This is a genomic window from Streptomyces krungchingensis (assembly GCF_054729265.1).
Map to the genome: position 1 here is coordinate 4,637,615 of NZ_JBPUKY010000001.1, position 18,500 is coordinate 4,656,114.

Genomic DNA, 18,500 nt, shown 5'->3' on the forward strand with positions numbered 1-18,500 from the left:
GCGACCCCACGGACGCCGGGCGGCTCTGCGCGCCGTCCGGCAAGAGGGGAGCCCTGTCCGGGACAGACCGGCCCCTATCCGGGATAGACCGGCGCCGTCCCGTCCTTGACGACCTTCTGCCACTGCTCCCCGGACGAGAGCCGCACGATGCCGTCCTCCTCCGAGTGCGCCACCAGCGGCAGCCGCTCGTCCTCGGACGCGGCGATCTCCTTGACGCCCGTCAGCGTCGAGGGCGCCGTGCCCACCGGGGCCGAGCCGTCGACCTGGACGTACCGCATCTGCTGGACGCCGCCCTGCTCGCGTCCGATGACCACGAGCCGGCTGTCCCCGGCCCACGACATCGCCGTGACCTCCTCCAGCTGAGGCGCCACGGAGCGGGGTTCGAGGATCGACACGGTGGGCTGGTCACCGCTGGTGTCCCGGACGATGCGTCCGATCTGCAGCGAGCTCTTCCCGTCCTTCTCGACGATCAACGCGATCCGCACCCCGTCGGCGGCCACGCGCACCGCCTCGACGCGACCGTCGAGGCTCGGTGTCTCGACCGTCAGCGGCTCACCCTCGCCCTTGCGCAGCAGAAGCAGCCGGGGCTTCTTCGGGTCACGGTCGGCCACCCACAGGTCGCCCCGTCCGTCCCAGCTGGGCGTCGTCAGCCGGTCGTCCTCCGTGCGGCCCGCGCTGTGCAGCACCGCCTCACCGAGCGAACCGCCCGACACGAGCGACCCGACGTACAGGGAACTCCCGTCGGTCGACACCCCGGCCGCGCTGCTCTCGTCCCGCGACACCGCCGCCGCCCGCAGCTTCTTGTCGCCCTCGCCGAGCGCACCCGGCACCGGCTCGGGCTTCTTGTCGCCGTTGGGCATCCGCACGAGCCGCTGCTTGTCGTCGATGAAGTACTGGTACTCGGGGCGGTGCCCCGTACCGTGCAGGGCGACGCTCCCGGCCTGGTTCTCCGTGAGCACGCACAGCTGCGATCCGTCCGACTTCTGCAGCTCCACCTCGTCCACACCGGTGGGCGTCAGGTCCTGGAAGGTGAAAAGGAGTTGGGCGGCCATCCTCGTGCACTGGGACCGTCCGACGTGGTCCGCCTTGTGGTTCAGCGGCACGGTGACCCTGTTGCGGTCGTCGGGCGACAGCGACTTGACGCCCTTCTTCAGCTCCGTGCCCGAGGGGAAGCTCGACCTGACGACCGGGTCCAGCCAGCGCGTGGGGCCCTTCAGGAGCGCCCGGACCATCTGGGTCATCGGGTCCACCTGCTCACGCACGTAGACCGGGTCGGCGACGGTCCCCAGCGGGCCGCCGGCCCCGGAGTTCGAGTTCGACGTGTAGTAGTACTTGTTGATCGACACGTAGTTGCGCTGGAAGTCTGACTTGCCCATCACCACGCCCTGCGGCAGCCCGTCGATGCGCCACTGCTTGGTGTCCTTGAGCCGCGTGAGGTGCACCGTCTTGCTGTAGGTGCCGGAATCGGGCGAGTACGCGTGCTGCTCGTCCACCGTGGCGACCTTGCTGCCGCTGAGCCGGTACACGGAGCTGCCGTCCGCGCCGTCGCGGTTCCCGGCATTGCCCGAGTCCGGGTTCGGCGCGTCCGTGAGGACCGTCGTGGACCGGTACGGGTCCCACACCTTGCCGGCGCTCTCCGTCAGGTACTTGCGCGCCGTCTCGTACTTCGCGTCGTCGCTCGTCAGCGCCTCCAGGAAGCCCTGCACGATCTCCGCGGGCTGGGCGTCGTCCCTGGGCGGCATCGCGTAGACACGGACCTGCGAGTCCTGCCTCGGCGTGGACTCGACGCCGCGCAGGTCCCCGCTGTCCGGCATCGACGCGCACCCGGCGAGCAGCAGGGCACCACAGCAGGCATACGCCCCCACCCGAACCGGACGTCGACGACCACCGCTCCCCTCGCGGTCAACGCCCACGAAATGCCTCCCCATGCCCGAGTTCCTCCGGCTCAGCGCCGTCCCGCCCCCGCTCCTGCCCGATCCGCTCGCCGTCCGTCGGCGCGTCGTCCTGGCGCCGCACCGATCCGGACGGCCTCGGCACCACCCGTGAGCCGCTGCCGGGCAGCGCCGTCGGGTCGGCCGTGGGCGACGCCCCGGCCATGCGCGGCACTATCGGGCCACGCGACGGTGCCGCGGACGACGCGCTGGTGCGCGCCTGCTGCTGCACCGGCACCGTGGCCAGCTTGCCGTTGCCGCCGAGCGGCAGACCTGCGTCGTTGAGTCCCCGGTTGCGCCGCGAGTCCTTGGGCTCCAGCGGTATCGGCGACCCCCTGAGCGGTTCGTCCGCGGTCCGCGGCAGTGTGAGCCGGAACTGCGAACCGCCGCCCGGCTCGCCCCACGCCTGGAGCCAGCCACCGTGCAGCCGCGCGTCCTCCAGGGCGATGGACAGCCCGAGGCCCGTTCCGCCGGTGGTACGCGCGCGTGCCGGGTCGGCCCGCCAGAAGCGGCTGAAGACCCGGGTCGCCTCGCCGGGCTTGAGCCCGACGCCGTAGTCGCGGACGGCGATCGCGACCGCCCCGCCCGCCGAGGCGAGCTTGACGATCACGTCCTTGCCGTCGCCGTGCTCCACGGCGTTGACGACGAGGTTGCGCAGCACCCGCTCCACGCGCCGGGCGTCCGCCTCGGCGACCACCGGCTGCTGGTCGCCGATCACGCGTATGTGCGTGCCCTTGCGTTCGGCGAGCGGCTCGGCACCGCTGACCACACGGCGCACGACCTCCCGGAGGTCTATCGGCTCGGCCTCCAGCGCCGCCGCGCCCGCGTCGAACCGGCTGATCTCCAGCAGGTCCGCGAGCAGCGACTCGAACCGGTCCAGCTGGTCGGCCAGCAGCTCCGCGGACCTCGCCGTCACCGGGTCGAAGTCCACCCGCGCCTCGTGGATGACGTCGGCCGCCATCCGCACGGTGGTCAGCGGCGTACGCAGCTCGTGCGACACGTCGGACACGAACCGCCGCTGCATCCGCGACAGGTCCTCCAGCTGCTGGATCTTCAGCTGCAGATTCTGGGCCATCTTGTTGAAGGCCTCGCCGAGGCGTGCGATGTCGTCCTCGCCGGTGACCTTCATACGTTCCTGGAGGCGCCCCGCGGACAGCCGCTCGGCGATCCCGGCGGCCATCCGCACCGGCGTGACGACCTGGCGCACCACGAGCCACGCGATCGCCCCGAGGAGCACCACGACGAACAGACCGGCCGTCGCCAGCGTCCCCTTGACCAGGCTCAGCGACTTCTCCTCCTGCGTCAGCGGGAAGAGGTAGTAGAGCTGGTACGGGTCTCCGTTCGGGTCGTTGACCTGCTTGCCGATGACCAGCGCCGGCTGCGACGGCCTGCCGTCCTTGTAGACGACACGCGTATAGCTCTGGGCCGCGAGCGTGTTGCTGTCCAGCCGCTCGCGCAGGGACACCGGCACGCTCACCGTCGGGTCGACGTTGCCCGAGTAGCGCGGGCCCAGTCCCGCGCCGCCGCCGGCCGCGCTGGAGCTGAGCGTCACCACGTCGAAGGCGCCCTGGCCACCACTGGACAGGGACACCACGAGGTCGCTCATCCACTGGCCGACGTTCTTCGACGGACGGCCGTCCGCATTCGAACCGTCGTCACCATCGGCGGTCACCGCGGCGTCCGCCTTCTGCTTGGCCACCGAGAAACCACCCGTGGCCTGGCTCTGCGACGCCTTCACCTTGGCGTCGAGCAGGCCGTTGCGGACCTGCCCGATGACGACGAAGCCGAGCAGCAGCACGACACCGAGCGACATCAGCAGCGTCGTGACGACGATCTTGAGCTGGATGTTGCGCCGCCACAGCCGCATCACGGGCAGCAGCGGACGGCGCACCCAGCGCATGAACAACCGAAGGACCGGGCTGCCCTGGACTCCGCCCTGCAGCAGCCCGCCCTCCATGAACCGTCCCCAGCCCGAGCCCGTCATCTTCCGGCCGACAGGCCGCCCCGAACGGACCCCCGACTCGCCGGGCGCCGAAGCGACACTGTCCCGGGACATGTCAGCTCGGTCCGGCCTTGTAACCGACACCACGGACGGTCACCACGATCTCCGGCCGCTCCGGGTCCTTCTCGACCTTGGAGCGCAGCCGCTGTACGTGCACGTTGACCAGGCGGGTGTCCGCCGCGTGGCGGTAGCCCCACACCTGCTCCAGCAGGACCTCACGGGTGAACACCTGCCACGGCTTGCGGGCCAGCGCCACCAGGAGATCGAACTCCAGCGGCGTCAGCGCGATCGACTGGCCGTCCCGCTTCACAGAGTGACCGGCGACGTCGATGACGAGGTCACCGATGGCCAGCTGCTCGGGCGCCGGCTCCTCCGAACGGCGCAGCCGCGCCCGGATCCGCGCCACCAGCTCCTTTGGCTTGAACGGCTTCACGATGTAGTCGTCGGCACCCGACTCGAGGCCGACCACCACATCGACGGTGTCGCTCTTCGCCGTGAGCATCACGATCGGCACCCCGGACTCCGCCCTGATCAGGCGGCACACCTCGATGCCGTCCCGGCCGGGCAGCATCAGGTCCAGAAGCACCAGATCGGGCTTGGTCTCACGGAAAGCGGCCAGCGCCTTGTCGCCGTCGGCTACGAAAGACGGCTCAAAACCTTCGCCACGCAACACGATGCCGAGCATCTCGGCCAGTGCGGTGTCGTCATCGACGACAAGGACTCGTCCCTTCATAAACGACATCATCCCATTAACTAAATCGTTACCTGGCGTGACCTGTCACACAGCTCAGCAAGCGCCTCAGCCGTCACGGGCGACACGACGCCCTCTTCGGTGACGATCGCCGTCACCAACTCGGGCGGCGTCACGTCGAACGCCGGGTTGTACGCCTGGGTCCCCAGGGGTGCCACCGGCATCCCGCCTCCCGCTTCCACTCCCGCCACCGGCACCAGCGGTGCTGTGACCTCAGTCACTTCATGACCGGCGCGCTGCTCGACCTCGATGGATGCTCCGTCCGGGGTGTCCGGATCCACCGTCGTCAGCGGCGCCACCACGATGAACGGCACGTGGTGGTACCGCGCCAGCACCGCGAGCGGATAGCTCCCCACCTTGTTCGCCACCGAACCGTCGGCCGCGATCCGGTCCGCACCGATCAGTACCGCGTCCACCTCGCCGCCCGCGAACAGCGACCCCGCCGCGTTGTCCGTGAGCAAGGTGTACGCCATCTCGTTGCGCGCCGCCTCGTACGCCGTCAGGCGAGCACCTTGCAGCAACGGACGCGTTTCGTCCACCCACAGCCGTCGCAGCTTCCCTGTCCGGTGCGCCGCGAGCGCCACCGCGAACGCCGTCCCCTCGCCACCGGACACCAGCGCACCGGTGTTGCAGTGCGTCAGGATCCGGTGCCCGCCGCCCGGCAGCAGCTCGTCCAGCAGTGCCAGCCCGAGACCGGCCATCCGCGCGCTGGCCACGGCGTCCTCCTGGTGCAGCGCCCGCGCCGCCGCGAGCGCCGCCGCCGCGGCCTGCTCCTGATCACCGCCGCCGACCAGCGCGGCCCGGTACGCGGCCTGTGCCCGGCGCACACCGACGGCGAGGTTCACCGCCGTGGGCCGCGCCCCGGCCAGCGCCGCGGCGGCCTCGTCCACGTCGAAGCCGCGCGCGGCGGCGAGCGCGACGCCGTACGCCCCGGCGATGCCGAGCAGCGGCGCCCCGCGCACGGCGAGCGTGCGGATCGCCTCCACCAGGGCGGGCGCGTCGGTGCACACCAGCTCGACTTCTTCGGCCGGCAGTCTCGTCTGGTCGAGAAGCACCAGTACGGGGCCTTCGGGGGGCTCGTCCCAGCGGATCGCGGGTATGTCCGTCGACCCGCTGTCCTCGCGGGATTGCGCGTACTGATCAGCCATCCGCCCAGTCTGCCCCGTACCGGGCGGACAATTGAAGGTGTGCAGCCCATACGGCGGCCGGTCCCTTGCCGAGCGCACCGTGGCACGATGGCTGCCAAGCTGCCGCCGCGACCGCGGACGGGCACCGTGAAGGAGCGACGATGAACGACACTCCGGGCTGGGCCTCGCCCGGATCTGCCCCCTCCGACGGGCAGGAGCCGGATTCGTCCGGCACCACGCAGCCCACGGACAAGCCCTCGGACCAAGGCGGCACGGACCAAGGCGGCACGGACCAAGGCGGCACGGACCAGCCGGAGCAGCCCTCGAAGTGGTCCAAGGAGCAGCCCCCGCCCGGCCAGTGGTCCGCTCCCAGCCCGCAGGGCCCAGGCCAGGCCCCACCGCCGCCACCGTCGCCCGCGCAGGGCTGGGGCGGACGTCCCCCCGCCGGAACCGGCGGCCACGGAGGCCAGGGCGGCGGGTACGGCGGCTGGGGAGGACCCGGTCGCGGAGCCGGCGGACCCGGCGGTCCCGCCGGCTGGGGAGGCAACTGGGGCGGTCCGCCCCCCGCCGCCAAGCCCGGCGTGATCCCGCTGCGCCCCCTCGGCGTCGGCGAGATCCTCGACGGCGCGGTCTCCACGATGCGCACCTACTGGCGCACCGTCCTCGGCATCTCGCTCGCCGTCGCCGTCGTCACCGAGATCGCGGTCATCCTGCTCCAGGGCTTCGTCCTGGACGACACCTCCGACACGGACGTCCTCAACGACCCGAGCGCCACGGTCGGCGAGCTGAGCCGTGCCCTCGGCGACACCCTGCTGAGCTCCGGTGTCGTCCTGCTCATCACGCTGCTCGGCACCATCGTCGCCACGGCGCTGCTCACGTCCGTGACCAGCCGCGCGGTGCTCGGCAAGTCGGTGACGACGGCCGAGGCGTGGCACGACGCCCGCCCTCAGCTGCCGAAGCTGTTCGGCCTGACCTTCCTGCTGCCGCTCATCGCCCTCGTGGTCGTCGGCATCGGCACACTGCCCGGTCTGCTCGCCGCCCTGGCCGGCGCGGGTGACGCGGGCGCCGCACTCGCCGTCCTCGGCGGACTCGGCATGGGTGTCGTCGCCCTCTGGCTGATGATCCGCTTCTCGCTCGCCTCTCCCGCCCTGATGCTGGAGAAGCAGAGCATCGTGAAGTCGATGCGCCGCTCCTCGAAGCTCGTGCGCGGCTCCTGGTGGCGGGTCTTCGGCATCCAGCTGCTCGCCACGATCATCGCGAACATCGTGGCGTCGATCGTCGTGATCCCCTTCGCGCTCCTCGCCGCCGCGCTCAGCGGCGACGGCATGAGCAGCTTCCTCGACACCAGCGGCGGCGACCTCGGCTGGACGTTCCTCATCGTCAGCGGCATCGGCTCGGTGATCGGGTCCATGCTGACCTTCCCGATCACGGCCGGCGTCACCGTCCTCCTCTACATCGACCAGCGCATTCGCCGCGAGGCCCTCGACCTCGACCTGGCCCGCGCCGCCGACGTCGAGAACCACGGCTCGAACTCGACCGGCACCACCTCGGGGAGCTGATGCGGTGAGCCCGGCGGGGGGAGTTCTCACTGCGGTGCTCGCACTGCCGCACACCGGCGCCGCCGGCGTCCTCGCGCTGCCGCGCGGCGACGAACCACCCGTGACGACGCCTCGCGATCCCGCGCGGGAGGCGGCCAGACGCGAGCTGTCCAAGCGGATGTACCACGAGAACGAACCCAGCCTGGTCCAGCGCGCCCTGAACGCCTTCTGGAAGTGGGTCGACGAACTGTTCAGTGCCGCCTCCTCCGCGACACCCGGCGGAGCACTCGGACTGGTCGTCATCCTGCTGGCGGTGGTCGCGGTCGTGGCCGCCCTGTGGTGGCGCCTGGGCACCCCCCGCCGCACCCCCACGTCGTCCGCCGCGCTGTTCGACGACCGCCCCAAGAGCGCCGCGGAGCACCGGGCCGCCGCCGAGGCGCACGCCGCCCAGGGCCACTGGAACCAGGCCGTCCAGGAACGGATGCGCGCCATCGTCCGCTCCCTGGAGGAACGCGCCCTCCTCGAACCACGTCCCGGCCGCACGGCGGACGAGGCAGCCGCGGAAGCCGGCCGCGCCCTGCCCGCCCACACGGACCGACTGCGCACCGCGGCGCGGGACTTCGACGACGTCACATACGGCGGCAGGGCCGTCGACACGCGCGTGTACCACCGCCTCACCGAACTCGACGGCGAACTGGAGCGCACCAAGCCGGTCCTCACCAGCAGCGCGCTGAGCACGGCCCACAACGACCGCCAGGGGGCCGCCTCATGACGGAGGCCACCCTCCCGTCCACCTCGGTGTCGCCCACCGCCCGCCAGGTGTGGACGCGCGGCCGGGGCATCCTGCTCGCCGCCGTGCTCCTGCTGGCCGCCGCGATCGCGATCGCCGTGGTCCGCTCGGACGCCCAGCACGGCCGCCTCGATCCGCGCTCCGCCGATCCCTACGGCAGTCGCGCCGTCGCCGAACTCCTCGCCGACCGGGGTGTCTCCACGCGCGTGGTCACCACCCTGGACGAGGCCCGAGCAGCGGCCGGTGCCGACACCACGCTCCTGATCGCCGCCCCCGACCTGCTGACCGAACGTCAGCAGAGGCTCCTGCACGCGGCGACAGCGAGCTCCGGCGGCCGCACCGTCCTCGTCTCCCCGGGATCGCCCTCCGTCGGCACCCTGGCCCCCCAGGTCAGCGCCGACCCCGCGGTCAGCTTCGACTCGACGCTCTCCCCCGACTGCGCCCTGCCCGCGGCCAGGAGAGCGGGCAGCGCCGACACGGGCGGCGTCCGCTACACCACACCCGCCCGCGACGCCGACAGGTGCTACCCCAGCGACGGCCTGCCCACGCTGCTGCGCATCCCGGCGGCCTCCGGGAGCGGCGACACCGTCGTCCTCGGCGCCCCCGACATCTTCTACAACGATCGCCTCGACGAGCAGGGCAACGCCTCGCTCGTCCTCCAACTGCTCGGTTCCCGCTCCCACTTGGTCTGGTACCTCCCCTCGCTCTCCGACGACTCGGTCACCGACACCGGCGACCAGGGCTTCTTCGACCTGCTCCCCTCCGGCTGGCTGTGGGGCACGCTGCAACTCTTCATCGCGGCGGCCCTGGCCGCCCTCTGGCGGGCACGACGACTGGGCCCCCTCGTGCCCGAACGACTCCCCGTCGCGATCCGCGCCTCCGAAACCGTCGAAGGCCGCGCCCGCCTCTACCGCAAGGCCGACGCCCGCGACCGTGCCGCGGCGGCCCTGCGCTCCACCACGCGCACCCGCCTCTCCCCCCTCGTGGGCGTGCCCCCCGCTCAGGCGCACGCGCCCGAAGCCCTGCTCCCCGCCCTGTCCGCCCACCTCCAGGGCGACGGCCGGACCCTGCACCCCCTCCTCTTCGGGCCGCCGCCCCACGACGACGCGGCCCTCGTCTCCCTCGCCGACCAACTCGACGCCCTCGAAAGAGAGGTACGCCGTTCATGATGGACCCGACCACTGACAACGCCGGGTACGCCGGGGATCCGGGCACCGCCCGCACCTCCCTGGAGGCCCTGCGGGCCGAGATCGCCAAAGCTGTGGTCGGCCAGGACCCCGCCGTGACCGGCCTCGTCGTCGCCCTCCTCTGCCGCGGACACGTTCTCCTTGAAGGAGTCCCCGGGGTCGCCAAAACGTTGCTCGTCCGCGCGCTGGCATCCGCACTCGATCTCGACACCAAGCGGGTCCAGTTCACTCCGGACCTGATGCCCAGCGACGTCACCGGCTCCCTCGTCTACGACGCCCGCACCGCCGAGTTCTCCTTCCAGCCCGGCCCGGTCTTCACCAACCTCCTCCTGGCCGACGAGATCAACCGCACCCCGCCCAAGACACAGTCGTCCCTCCTCGAAGCGATGGAGGAGCGCCAGGTCACGGTCGACGGCACCCCACGCCCACTCCCCGACCCGTTCCTCGTCGCCGCGACCCAGAACCCCGTCGAGTACGAGGGCACCTACCCGCTCCCCGAAGCCCAACTGGACCGCTTCCTCCTCAAACTGACGATCCCTCTCCCGTCCCGCCAGGACGAGATCGACGTCCTCACCCGTCACGCCGAGGGCTTCAACCCGCGCGACCTGCGCGCCGCCGGCGTACGCCCCGTGGCGGGCCCCGCGGACCTGGAAGCCGCGCGGACCGCCGTCGCCAAGACCGCCGTCTCCCCCGAGATCACCGGCTACGTGGTGGACATCTGCCGCGCCACCCGCGAGTCGCCGTCCCTCACGCTCGGTGTGTCCCCCCGTGGCGCGACCGCCCTCCTCGCCACCGCCCGCGCCTGGGCGTGGCTGACCGGCCGCGACTACGTCATCCCCGACGACGTGAAGGCCCTGGCCCTGCCCACTCTCCGCCACCGCATCCAACTGCGCCCCGAAGCGGAGATGGAGGGCGTCACGGCCGACTCCGTCATCAACGCGATCCTCGCCCACGTCCCCGTCCCCCGCTGATGGCACTCACCGGACGCACCGCCCTCCTGGCGGCCATCGGCTCACTGCCCGTCGGCATCCTGGAGCCGAGCTGGCCGGGCATCCTCGCCGTGAACGCCCCGCTGGCCCTGGCCTGCGCCTGCGACGCCGTACTGGCGGCACCCGTACGGCGTCTCGGCCTGACCCGCTCGGGCGACACCTCCGTACGCCTCGGCGAGACAGCGGACGTCACGCTCACCGTCACCAACCCGTCCGGTCGCCCCCTGCGCGCCCGCCTCCGTGACGCATGGCCGCCGAGCAGCTGGGAGCCGGGCACCGAGACGGCCGCCTCGCGTCACCGCCTCACCGTCCCGCCCGGCGAGCGACGCCGTCTGACGACCCGGCTGCGCCCCACCCGCCGTGGTGACCGCCAGGCCGACCGCGTCACGATCCGCTCGTACGGCCCTCTCGGTCTCTACGCGCGACAGGGCAGCCACCAGGTCCCGTGGACCGTGCGCGTCCTGCCTCCCTTCACCAGCCGCAAGCACCTGCCGTCCAAACTGGCCCGGCTCCGCGAACTCGACGGCCGAACCAGCGTGCTGACCCGCGGCGAGGGCACGGAGTTCGACAGCCTTCGCGAATACGTCCCCGGCGACGACACCCGTTCCATCGACTGGCGCGCCACGGCCCGCCATTCCACGGTCGCCGTCCGCACCTGGCGTCCCGAACGCGACCGGCACATCCTTCTGGTCCTCGACACCGGCCGCACCTCCGCCGGCCGGGTCGGCGACGCACCGCGCCTGGACGCCTCCATGGACGCGGCCCTCCTGCTCGCGGCCCTGGCATCCCGCGCCGGTGACCGTGTGGACCTCCTCGCGTACGACCGCCGCGTACGTGCGCTCGTCCAGGGCCGCGCGTCCGGCGAGCTCCTCCCGTCCCTGGTCAACGCGATGTCGACCCTGGAACCGGAACTCGTCGAGACCGACGCACGCGGCCTCACCGCCACAGCACTGCGCACGGCTCCGCGCCGTTCCCTCATCGTCCTGCTGACGAGCCTCGACGCGGCCCCCATCGAGGAGGGCCTGCTTCCCGTGCTCTCACGCCTCACCCAGCGGCATACGGTCCTGGTGGCGTCCGTGGCAGATCCGTACGTCGCCCGAATGGCGGCGTCGAGGGGAAACCCCGAGGCGGTGTACGCGGCTGCGTCCGCGGCTCAGGCCCAGGCGGAACGCCATCGCACCGCGGAACAGCTGCAACGCCACGGTGTCACCGTCGTCGATGCTCCCCCGGAAGACCTCGCCCCGGCTCTTGCCGACGCCTATCTGGCCCTCAAGGCAGCCGGCCGGCTCTGACCGCAAACAAAAAGGGCCCCTCGATCCGAGGGGCCCACCGCAATCCAAGAAGCCGCTGCAAGAAGTCACCGTAAACGCAGAAAACCCCTGTACCGGTATCCCGGTACAGGGGTTTTCTTCAATATTAGTTCGGCGGCGTCCTACTCTCCCACAGGGTCCCCCCTGCAGTACCATCGGCGCTGTAAGGCTTAGCTTCCGGGTTCGGAATGTAACCGGGCGTTTCCCTCACGCTATGACCACCGAAACACTATGAAACTGTCAACCGCACCGTACGTGACCTGTACGGGGTTGTTCGTGGTTTCAGAACCAACACAGTGGACGCGAGCAACTGAGGACAAGCCCTCGGCCTATTAGTACCAGTCACCTCCACGCCTTACGGCGCTTCCAGATCTGGCCTATCAACCCAGTCGTCTACTGGGAGCCTTACCCCATCAAGTGGGTGGGAGTCCTCATCTCGAAGCAGGCTTCCCGCTTAGATGCTTTCAGCGGTTATCCCTCCCGAACGTAGCCAACCAGCCATGCCCTTGGCAGGACAACTGGCACACCAGAGGTTCGTCCGTCCCGGTCCTCTCGTACTAGGGACAGCCCTTCTCAAGACTCCTACGCGCACAGCGGATAGGGACCGAACTGTCTCACGACGTTCTAAACCCAGCTCGCGTACCGCTTTAATGGGCGAACAGCCCAACCCTTGGGACCGACTCCAGCCCCAGGATGCGACGAGCCGACATCGAGGTGCCAAACCATCCCGTCGATATGGACTCTTGGGGAAGATCAGCCTGTTATCCCCGGGGTACCTTTTATCCGTTGAGCGACGGCGCTTCCACAAGCCACCGCCGGATCACTAGTCCCGACTTTCGTCCCTGCTCGACCCGTCGGTCTCACAGTCAAGCTCCCTTGTGCACTTACACTCAACACCTGATTGCCAACCAGGCTGAGGGAACCTTTGGGCGCCTCCGTTACCCTTTGGGAGGCAACCGCCCCAGTTAAACTACCCATCAGACACTGTCCCTGATCCGGATCACGGACCCAGGTTAGACATCCAGCACGACCAGAGTGGTATTTCAACGACGACTCCACAACAGCTGGCGCTGCCGCTTCAAAGTCTCCCACCTATCCTACACAAGCCGAACCGAACACCAATATCAAACTGTAGTAAAGGTCCCGGGGTCTTTCCGTCCTGCTGCGCGAAACGAGCATCTTTACTCGTAGTGCAATTTCACCGGGCCTATGGTTGAGACAGTCGAGAAGTCGTTACGCCATTCGTGCAGGTCGGAACTTACCCGACAAGGAATTTCGCTACCTTAGGATGGTTATAGTTACCACCGCCGTTTACTGGCGCTTAAGTTCTCAGCTTCGCCACCCCGAAGAGTGACTAACCGGTCCCCTTAACGTTCCAGCACCGGGCAGGCGTCAGTCCGTATACATCGCCTTACGGCTTCGCACGGACCTGTGTTTTTAGTAAACAGTCGCTTCTCGCTGGTCTCTGCGGCCACACCCAGCTCAGAGTGCAAGACTCATCACCAGACATGGCCCCCCTTCTCCCGAAGTTACGGGGGCATTTTGCCGAGTTCCTTAACCATAGTTCACCCGAACGCCTCGGTATTCTCTACCTGACCACCTGAGTCGGTTTAGGGTACGGGCCGCCATGAAACTCGCTAGAGGCTTTTCTCGACAGCATAGGATCATCCACTTCACCACAATCGGCTCGGCATCAGGTCTCAGCCACAAGTGCGACGGATTTACCTATCGCACGGCCTACACCCTTACCCCGGGACAACCACCGCCCGGGATGGACTACCTTCCTGCGTCACCCCATCACTCACCTACTACAGGTCTGGTCCGTCGGCTCCACCACTCCCCTTTGCCCGAAGGCTCCGGGGCGGCTTCACGGACTTAGCATCGCCTGGTTCGATGTTTGACGCTTCACAGCGGGTACCGGAATATCAACCGGTTATCCATCGACTACGCCTGTCGGCCTCGCCTTAGGTCCCGACTTACCCTGGGCAGATCAGCTTGACCCAGGAACCCTTAGTCAATCGGCGCACACGTTTCTCACGTGTGTATCGCTACTCATGCCTGCATTCTCACTCGTGAACCGTCCACCACTGCCTTCCGGCGCGGCTTCACCCGGCACACGACGCTCCCCTACCCATCACAGCGGGCGTTGGCCCTCTTGCTGCAATGACACGACTTCGGCGGTACGCTTGAGCCCCGCTACATTGTCGGCGCGGAATCACTAGACCAGTGAGCTATTACGCACTCTTTCAAGGGTGGCTGCTTCTAAGCCAACCTCCTGGTTGTCTGTGCGACTCCACATCCTTTCCCACTTAGCGTACGCTTAGGGGCCTTAGTCGATGCTCTGGGCTGTTTCCCTCTCGACCATGGAGCTTATCCCCCACAGTCTCACTGCCGCGCTCTCACTTACCGGCATTCGGAGTTTGGCTAAGGTCAGTAACCCGGTAGGGCCCATCGCCTATCCAGTGCTCTACCTCCGGCAAGAAACACACGACGCTGCACCTAAATGCATTTCGGGGAGAACCAGCTATCACGGAGTTTGATTGGCCTTTCACCCCTAACCACAGGTCATCCCCCAGGTTTTCAACCCTGGTGGGTTCGGTCCTCCACGACCTCTTACAGCCGCTTCAACCTGCCCATGGCTAGATCACTCCGCTTCGGGTCTTGAGCGCGCTACTAAATCGCCCTATTCGGACTCGCTTTCGCTACGGCTTCCCCACACGGGTTAACCTCGCAACACACCGCAAACTCGCAGGCTCATTCTTCAAAAGGCACGCAGTCACGAGGCAAGCACAAGTGCTTGCCCGACGCTCCCACGGCTTGTAGGCACACGGTTTCAGGTACTATTTCACTCCGCTCCCGCGGTACTTTTCACCATTCCCTCACGGTACTATCCGCTATCGGTCACCAGGGAATATTTAGGCTTAGCGGGTGGTCCCGCCAGATTCACACGGGATTTCTCGGGCCCCGTGCTACTTGGGTGTCTCTCAAACGAGCCGCTGACGTTTCGACTACGGGGGTCTTACCCTCTACGCCGGACCTTTCGCATGTCCTTCGCCTACATCAACGGTTTCTGACTCGTCCTGTCGCCGGCAGACGACAGAAGAGAGATCCCACAACCCCCCAAGCGCAACCCCTGCCGGGTCTCACACGCTTGAGGTTTGGCCTCATCCGGTTTCGCTCGCCACTACTCCCGGAATCACGGTTGTTTTCTCTTCCTGCGGGTACTGAGATGTTTCACTTCCCCGCGTTCCCTCCACACTGCCTATGTGTTCAGCAGCGGGTGACAGCCCATGACGACTGCCGGGTTTCCCCATTCGGAAACCCCCGGATCAAAGCCTGGTTGACGACTCCCCGGGGACTATCGTGGCCTCCCACGTCCTTCATCGGTTCCTGGTGCCAAGGCATCCACCGTGCGCCCTTAAAAACTTGGCCACAGATGCTCGCGTCCACTGTGCAGTTCTCAAACAACGACCAACCACCCATCACCCTGCCCTACAAGGCAAGTTCACTGGGGCCGGCACTGAAGGCAGCCATACGGCCGTACCCTCAGACACCCAACAACGTGCCCGACACCCTCGCTGCTTCCCTCATTCGTTCCACGCCCCGAAGAGCAGTACTAGAAGGAGAAGACAGTCAAGAGTGCCGAATAATCAACGTTCCACCCATGAGCAACCAGCATCGGACGTTCGCCGATGTACTGGCCTCTGACCTCGTCCCGAAGGACTCGGTAAGAAGTGCTCCTTAGAAAGGAGGTGATCCAGCCGCACCTTCCGGTACGGCTACCTTGTTACGACTTCGTCCCAATCGCCAGTCCCACCTTCGACAGCTCCCTCCCACAAGGGGTTGGGCCACCGGCTTCGGGTGTTACCGACTTTCGTGACGTGACGGGCGGTGTGTACAAGGCCCGGGAACGTATTCACCGCAGCAATGCTGATCTGCGATTACTAGCAACTCCGACTTCATGGGGTCGAGTTGCAGACCCCAATCCGAACTGAGACAGGCTTTTTGAGATTCGCTCCGCCTCGCGGCTTCGCAGCTCTTTGTACCTGCCATTGTAGCACGTGTGCAGCCCAAGACATAAGGGGCATGATGACTTGACGTCGTCCCCACCTTCCTCCGAGTTGACCCCGGCAGTCTCCTGTGAGTCCCCATCACCCCGAAGGGCATGCTGGCAACACAGAACAAGGGTTGCGCTCGTTGCGGGACTTAACCCAACATCTCACGACACGAGCTGACGACAGCCATGCACCACCTGTACACCGACCACAAGGGGGACCCTGTCTCCAGGGTTTTCCGGCGTATGTCAAGCCTTGGTAAGGTTCTTCGCGTTGCGTCGAATTAAGCCACATGCTCCGCTGCTTGTGCGGGCCCCCGTCAATTCCTTTGAGTTTTAGCCTTGCGGCCGTACTCCCCAGGCGGGGCACTTAATGCGTTAGCTGCGGCACCGACGACGTGGAATGTCGCCAACACCTAGTGCCCACCGTTTACGGCGTGGACTACCAGGGTATCTAATCCTGTTCGCTCCCCACGCTTTCGCTCCTCAGCGTCAGTAATGGCCCAGAGATCCGCCTTCGCCACCGGTGTTCCTCCTGATATCTGCGCATTTCACCGCTACACCAGGAATTCCGATCTCCCCTACCACACTCTAGCCTGCCCGTATCGACTGCAGACCCGGGGTTAAGCCCCGGGCTTTCACAACCGACGCGACAAGCCGCCTACGAGCTCTTTACGCCCAATAATTCCGGACAACGCTTGCGCCCTACGTATTACCGCGGCTGCTGGCACGTAGTTAGCCGGCGCTTCTTCTGCAGGTACCGTCACTTTCGCTTCTTCCCTGCTGAAAGAGGTTTACAACCCGAAGGCCGTCATCCCTCACGCGGCGTCGCTGCATCAGGCTTTCGCCCATTGTGCAATATTCCCCACTGCTGCCTCCCGTAGGAGTCTGGGCCGTGTCTCAGTCCCAGTGTGGCCGGTCGCCCTCTCAGGCCGGCTACCCGTCGTCGCCTTGGTGAGCCACTACCTCACCAACAAGCTGATAGGCCGCGGGCTCATCCTTCACCGCCGGAGCTTTCCACCCGCCGAGATGCCTCGGCAGGTCGTATCCGGTATTAGACCCCGTTTCCAGGGCTTGTCCCAGAGTGAAGGGCAGATTGCCCACGTGTTACTCACCCGTTCGCCACTAATCCACCCCGAAGGGCTTCATCGTTCGACTTGCATGTGTTAAGCACGCCGCCAGCGTTCGTCCTGAGCCAGGATCAAACTCTCCGTGAATGTTTACCGGTAATCCGGTCGAACACCACGAGAGCGGAACCAAGGAGAGGAATGATCCCCTCGGTTCACAGCGTCCTCGCTGTGCGCCTGCCAGGCAGTGCCCGGCAGGACTTTTTCAAAGGAACCTCGCCCCAGCCGAATGACTGGAGACGGGGTATCAACATATCTGGCGTTGATTTTTGGCACGCTGTTGAGTTCTCAAGGAACGGACGCTTCCTTTGTACTCACCCGAGAGACTCTCTCAGGCTTTCCTCCGGGCAGTTTCCCTTCGGTCTTGCGTTTCCGACTCTATCAGATCTTTCCGATCCGATTTCCTCGGTGCTTTCCAGGTTCCCGCTTTCGCGTTTCCCTTTCCGGCGGTTCCGACTTTATCAGAAGTTTTGGGCCGGACTGACCGGCGGCCATTTCTGAATCATCGGGGGTGGCTTCTTCGAAATCGATGTCTCGAGAAGCAAGCAGAGACTAGCTGCTGCCACCGGCACATGTCCAGTTCTAGGCAACTGTTCGAATCTACCTCCCCACTGGTTCCGTGTCAACGGCTCCTGTGGAGCGAAGAGGAGACTAGCAGGTCAGCGGGGGTGTCCGCACATCAGGCGGCCGTCGGCAGCGTGGCGCTGCGCTCGGACTCGTCGACGTCGCCCGTGTCGCCGGCGCGTGCCGCGCGTCCGCCCAGAACATAGACGTACGCGAGGAACGCCAGCTCAGCGGCGATTCCCATGCCTATTCGGGCCCAGGTGGGAAGGCCGGACGGGGTGACGAAGCCTTCGATGGCTCCCGACACGAACAGAATCAGCGCCAGGCCTATCGCCATCCCCAAGGCTGCTCGTCCCTCCTCGGCGAGCGCCGTTCGACGCGTCCGGGGCCCGGGATCGATCACGGTCCAGCCGAGCCGCAGTCCGGTACCCGCGGCGACGAAGACTGCGGTCAGTTCGAGAAGGCCGTGCGGAAGGACGAGTCCCAGAAAGGTGTCGAGGCGGCCGGCGGAGGACATGAGGCCGATGCCGACGCCGAGGTTGAGCATGTTCTGGAAGAGGATCCAGAGCACCGGTATGCCCAGGAAGACGCCCAGGACCAGGCACATCGCGGCGGCCTGCGCGTTGTTCGTCCACACCTGGGCCGCGAAGGAGGCGGCGGGGTGGCTGGAGTAGTACGTCTCGTACTGGCCGCCTGGGCGGGTGAGGTCGCGCAGCTCGCTCGGCGCCGCGATGGACGACTGGACCTCGGGGTGAGTGCCGATCCACCACCCCAGGAGGGCCGCGACCAGGATGGACAGGAGGGCCGTGGGGACCCACCAGTGACGCGAGCGGTAGACCGCCGCCGGGAAACCGTGCGTCAGGAAGCGGGTGACGTCGCGCCAGGATGCCCGGCGGGTGCCCGTCACCGCGCTGCGCGCGCGTGCCACCAGTTGGCTGAGGCGGCCGGTGAGCTGCGGGTCCGGGGCGCTGGACTGGATCAGGGAGAGGTGGGTGGCGGTGCGCTGGTACAGGGCGACGAGTTCGTCGGCCTCTGCTCCGTTCAGGCGGCGCTGGCGGCGCAGCAGGGCGTCCAGCCTGTCCCACTCGGCGCGGTGGGCGGACACGAAGACGTCGAGGTCCATCGGGTTG

Annotated in this window: 10 protein-coding genes and 3 rRNA genes; 5 read left to right on the forward strand and 8 right to left on the reverse strand. The window is 67.4% G+C overall.

Going from position 1 to position 18,500, the window contains the following annotated elements:
* Positions 1-74: 74 nt before the first annotated feature.
* The 4 genes from ACSYGO_RS20430 to mtnA are packed head-to-tail and all read right to left on the reverse strand — an operon-like array spanning position 75 to position 5,832.
* On the reverse strand, positions 75-1,913 hold the full coding sequence (locus ACSYGO_RS20430) for an LpqB family beta-propeller domain-containing protein (RefSeq protein WP_432172225.1): 1,839 nt from the start codon (positions 1,911-1,913) through the stop codon (positions 75-77).
* Positions 1,903-3,987 carry an MtrAB system histidine kinase MtrB gene (gene mtrB / locus ACSYGO_RS20435; protein ID WP_426675404.1) on the reverse strand — a complete coding sequence of 695 codons (2,085 nt, stop codon included), beginning with the start codon at positions 3,985-3,987 and terminating at the stop codon, positions 1,903-1,905. The genes ACSYGO_RS20430 and mtrB overlap by 11 nt, the downstream gene beginning before the upstream one ends.
* Before the next feature lies 1 nt (position 3,988).
* Positions 3,989-4,678 (reverse strand): two-component system response regulator MtrA, encoded by a 690-nt coding sequence (gene mtrA, locus ACSYGO_RS20440; protein ID WP_015659998.1) that lies wholly within the window; start codon positions 4,676-4,678, stop codon positions 3,989-3,991.
* An 8-nt stretch (positions 4,679-4,686) separates the two neighbouring features.
* Entirely contained in the window at positions 4,687-5,832 is a 1,146-nt protein-coding gene (gene mtnA / locus ACSYGO_RS20445; RefSeq protein ID WP_432172227.1) for an S-methyl-5-thioribose-1-phosphate isomerase, read from the reverse strand.
* Between the two features lie 140 nt (positions 5,833-5,972).
* On the opposite strand from mtnA, the gene ACSYGO_RS20450 reads away from it, so the two are divergent.
* From ACSYGO_RS20450 to ACSYGO_RS20470, 5 genes are read left to right on the forward strand one after another with little or no spacing between them, the layout of a single operon-like run.
* A complete protein-coding gene (locus ACSYGO_RS20450) occupies positions 5,973-7,370 on the forward strand; it encodes a glycerophosphoryl diester phosphodiesterase membrane domain-containing protein (RefSeq protein ID WP_460387209.1) in 1,398 nt (465 codons plus the stop codon).
* A 34-nt stretch (positions 7,371-7,404) separates the two neighbouring features.
* Positions 7,405-8,121: a DUF4129 domain-containing protein gene (locus ACSYGO_RS20455; protein ID WP_460387210.1), complete on the forward strand. Its 717-nt coding sequence runs from the start codon at positions 7,405-7,407 to the stop codon at positions 8,119-8,121.
* Positions 8,118-9,308 carry a DUF4350 domain-containing protein gene (locus ACSYGO_RS20460; RefSeq protein WP_460387211.1) on the forward strand — a complete coding sequence of 397 codons (1,191 nt, stop codon included), beginning with the start codon at positions 8,118-8,120 and terminating at the stop codon, positions 9,306-9,308. The genes ACSYGO_RS20455 and ACSYGO_RS20460 overlap by 4 nt, the downstream gene beginning before the upstream one ends.
* Positions 9,308-10,297, forward strand: a complete 990-nt coding sequence (locus ACSYGO_RS20465) for an AAA family ATPase (RefSeq protein ID WP_426675544.1) — start codon at positions 9,308-9,310, stop codon at positions 10,295-10,297. The genes ACSYGO_RS20460 and ACSYGO_RS20465 overlap by 1 nt, the downstream gene beginning before the upstream one ends.
* Complete coding sequence (locus ACSYGO_RS20470; RefSeq protein ID WP_426675399.1) at positions 10,297-11,607, forward strand: DUF58 domain-containing protein; 1,311 nt, start codon at positions 10,297-10,299, stop codon at positions 11,605-11,607. Before ACSYGO_RS20465 ends, ACSYGO_RS20470 begins: the two co-directional genes overlap by 1 nt.
* A 127-nt stretch (positions 11,608-11,734) precedes the next feature.
* Here ACSYGO_RS20470 and rrf read toward each other — a convergent pair.
* From rrf to ACSYGO_RS20490, 4 genes are all read right to left on the reverse strand, one after another.
* Positions 11,735-11,851: ribosomal RNA gene (gene rrf / locus ACSYGO_RS20475) — 5S ribosomal RNA — on the reverse strand.
* 86 nt (positions 11,852-11,937) lie between these two features.
* A 23S ribosomal RNA gene (locus ACSYGO_RS20480) occupies positions 11,938-15,057 on the reverse strand.
* Between the two features lie 313 nt (positions 15,058-15,370).
* A 16S ribosomal RNA gene (locus tag ACSYGO_RS20485) occupies positions 15,371-16,896 on the reverse strand.
* The 16S, 23S and 5S rRNA genes sit together here, the layout of an rRNA operon.
* A 589-nt stretch (positions 16,897-17,485) precedes the next feature.
* Complete coding sequence (locus ACSYGO_RS20490) at positions 17,486-18,493, reverse strand: stage II sporulation protein M (RefSeq protein ID WP_426677841.1); 1,008 nt, start codon at positions 18,491-18,493, stop codon at positions 17,486-17,488.
* Positions 18,494-18,500 lie beyond the last annotated feature (7 nt).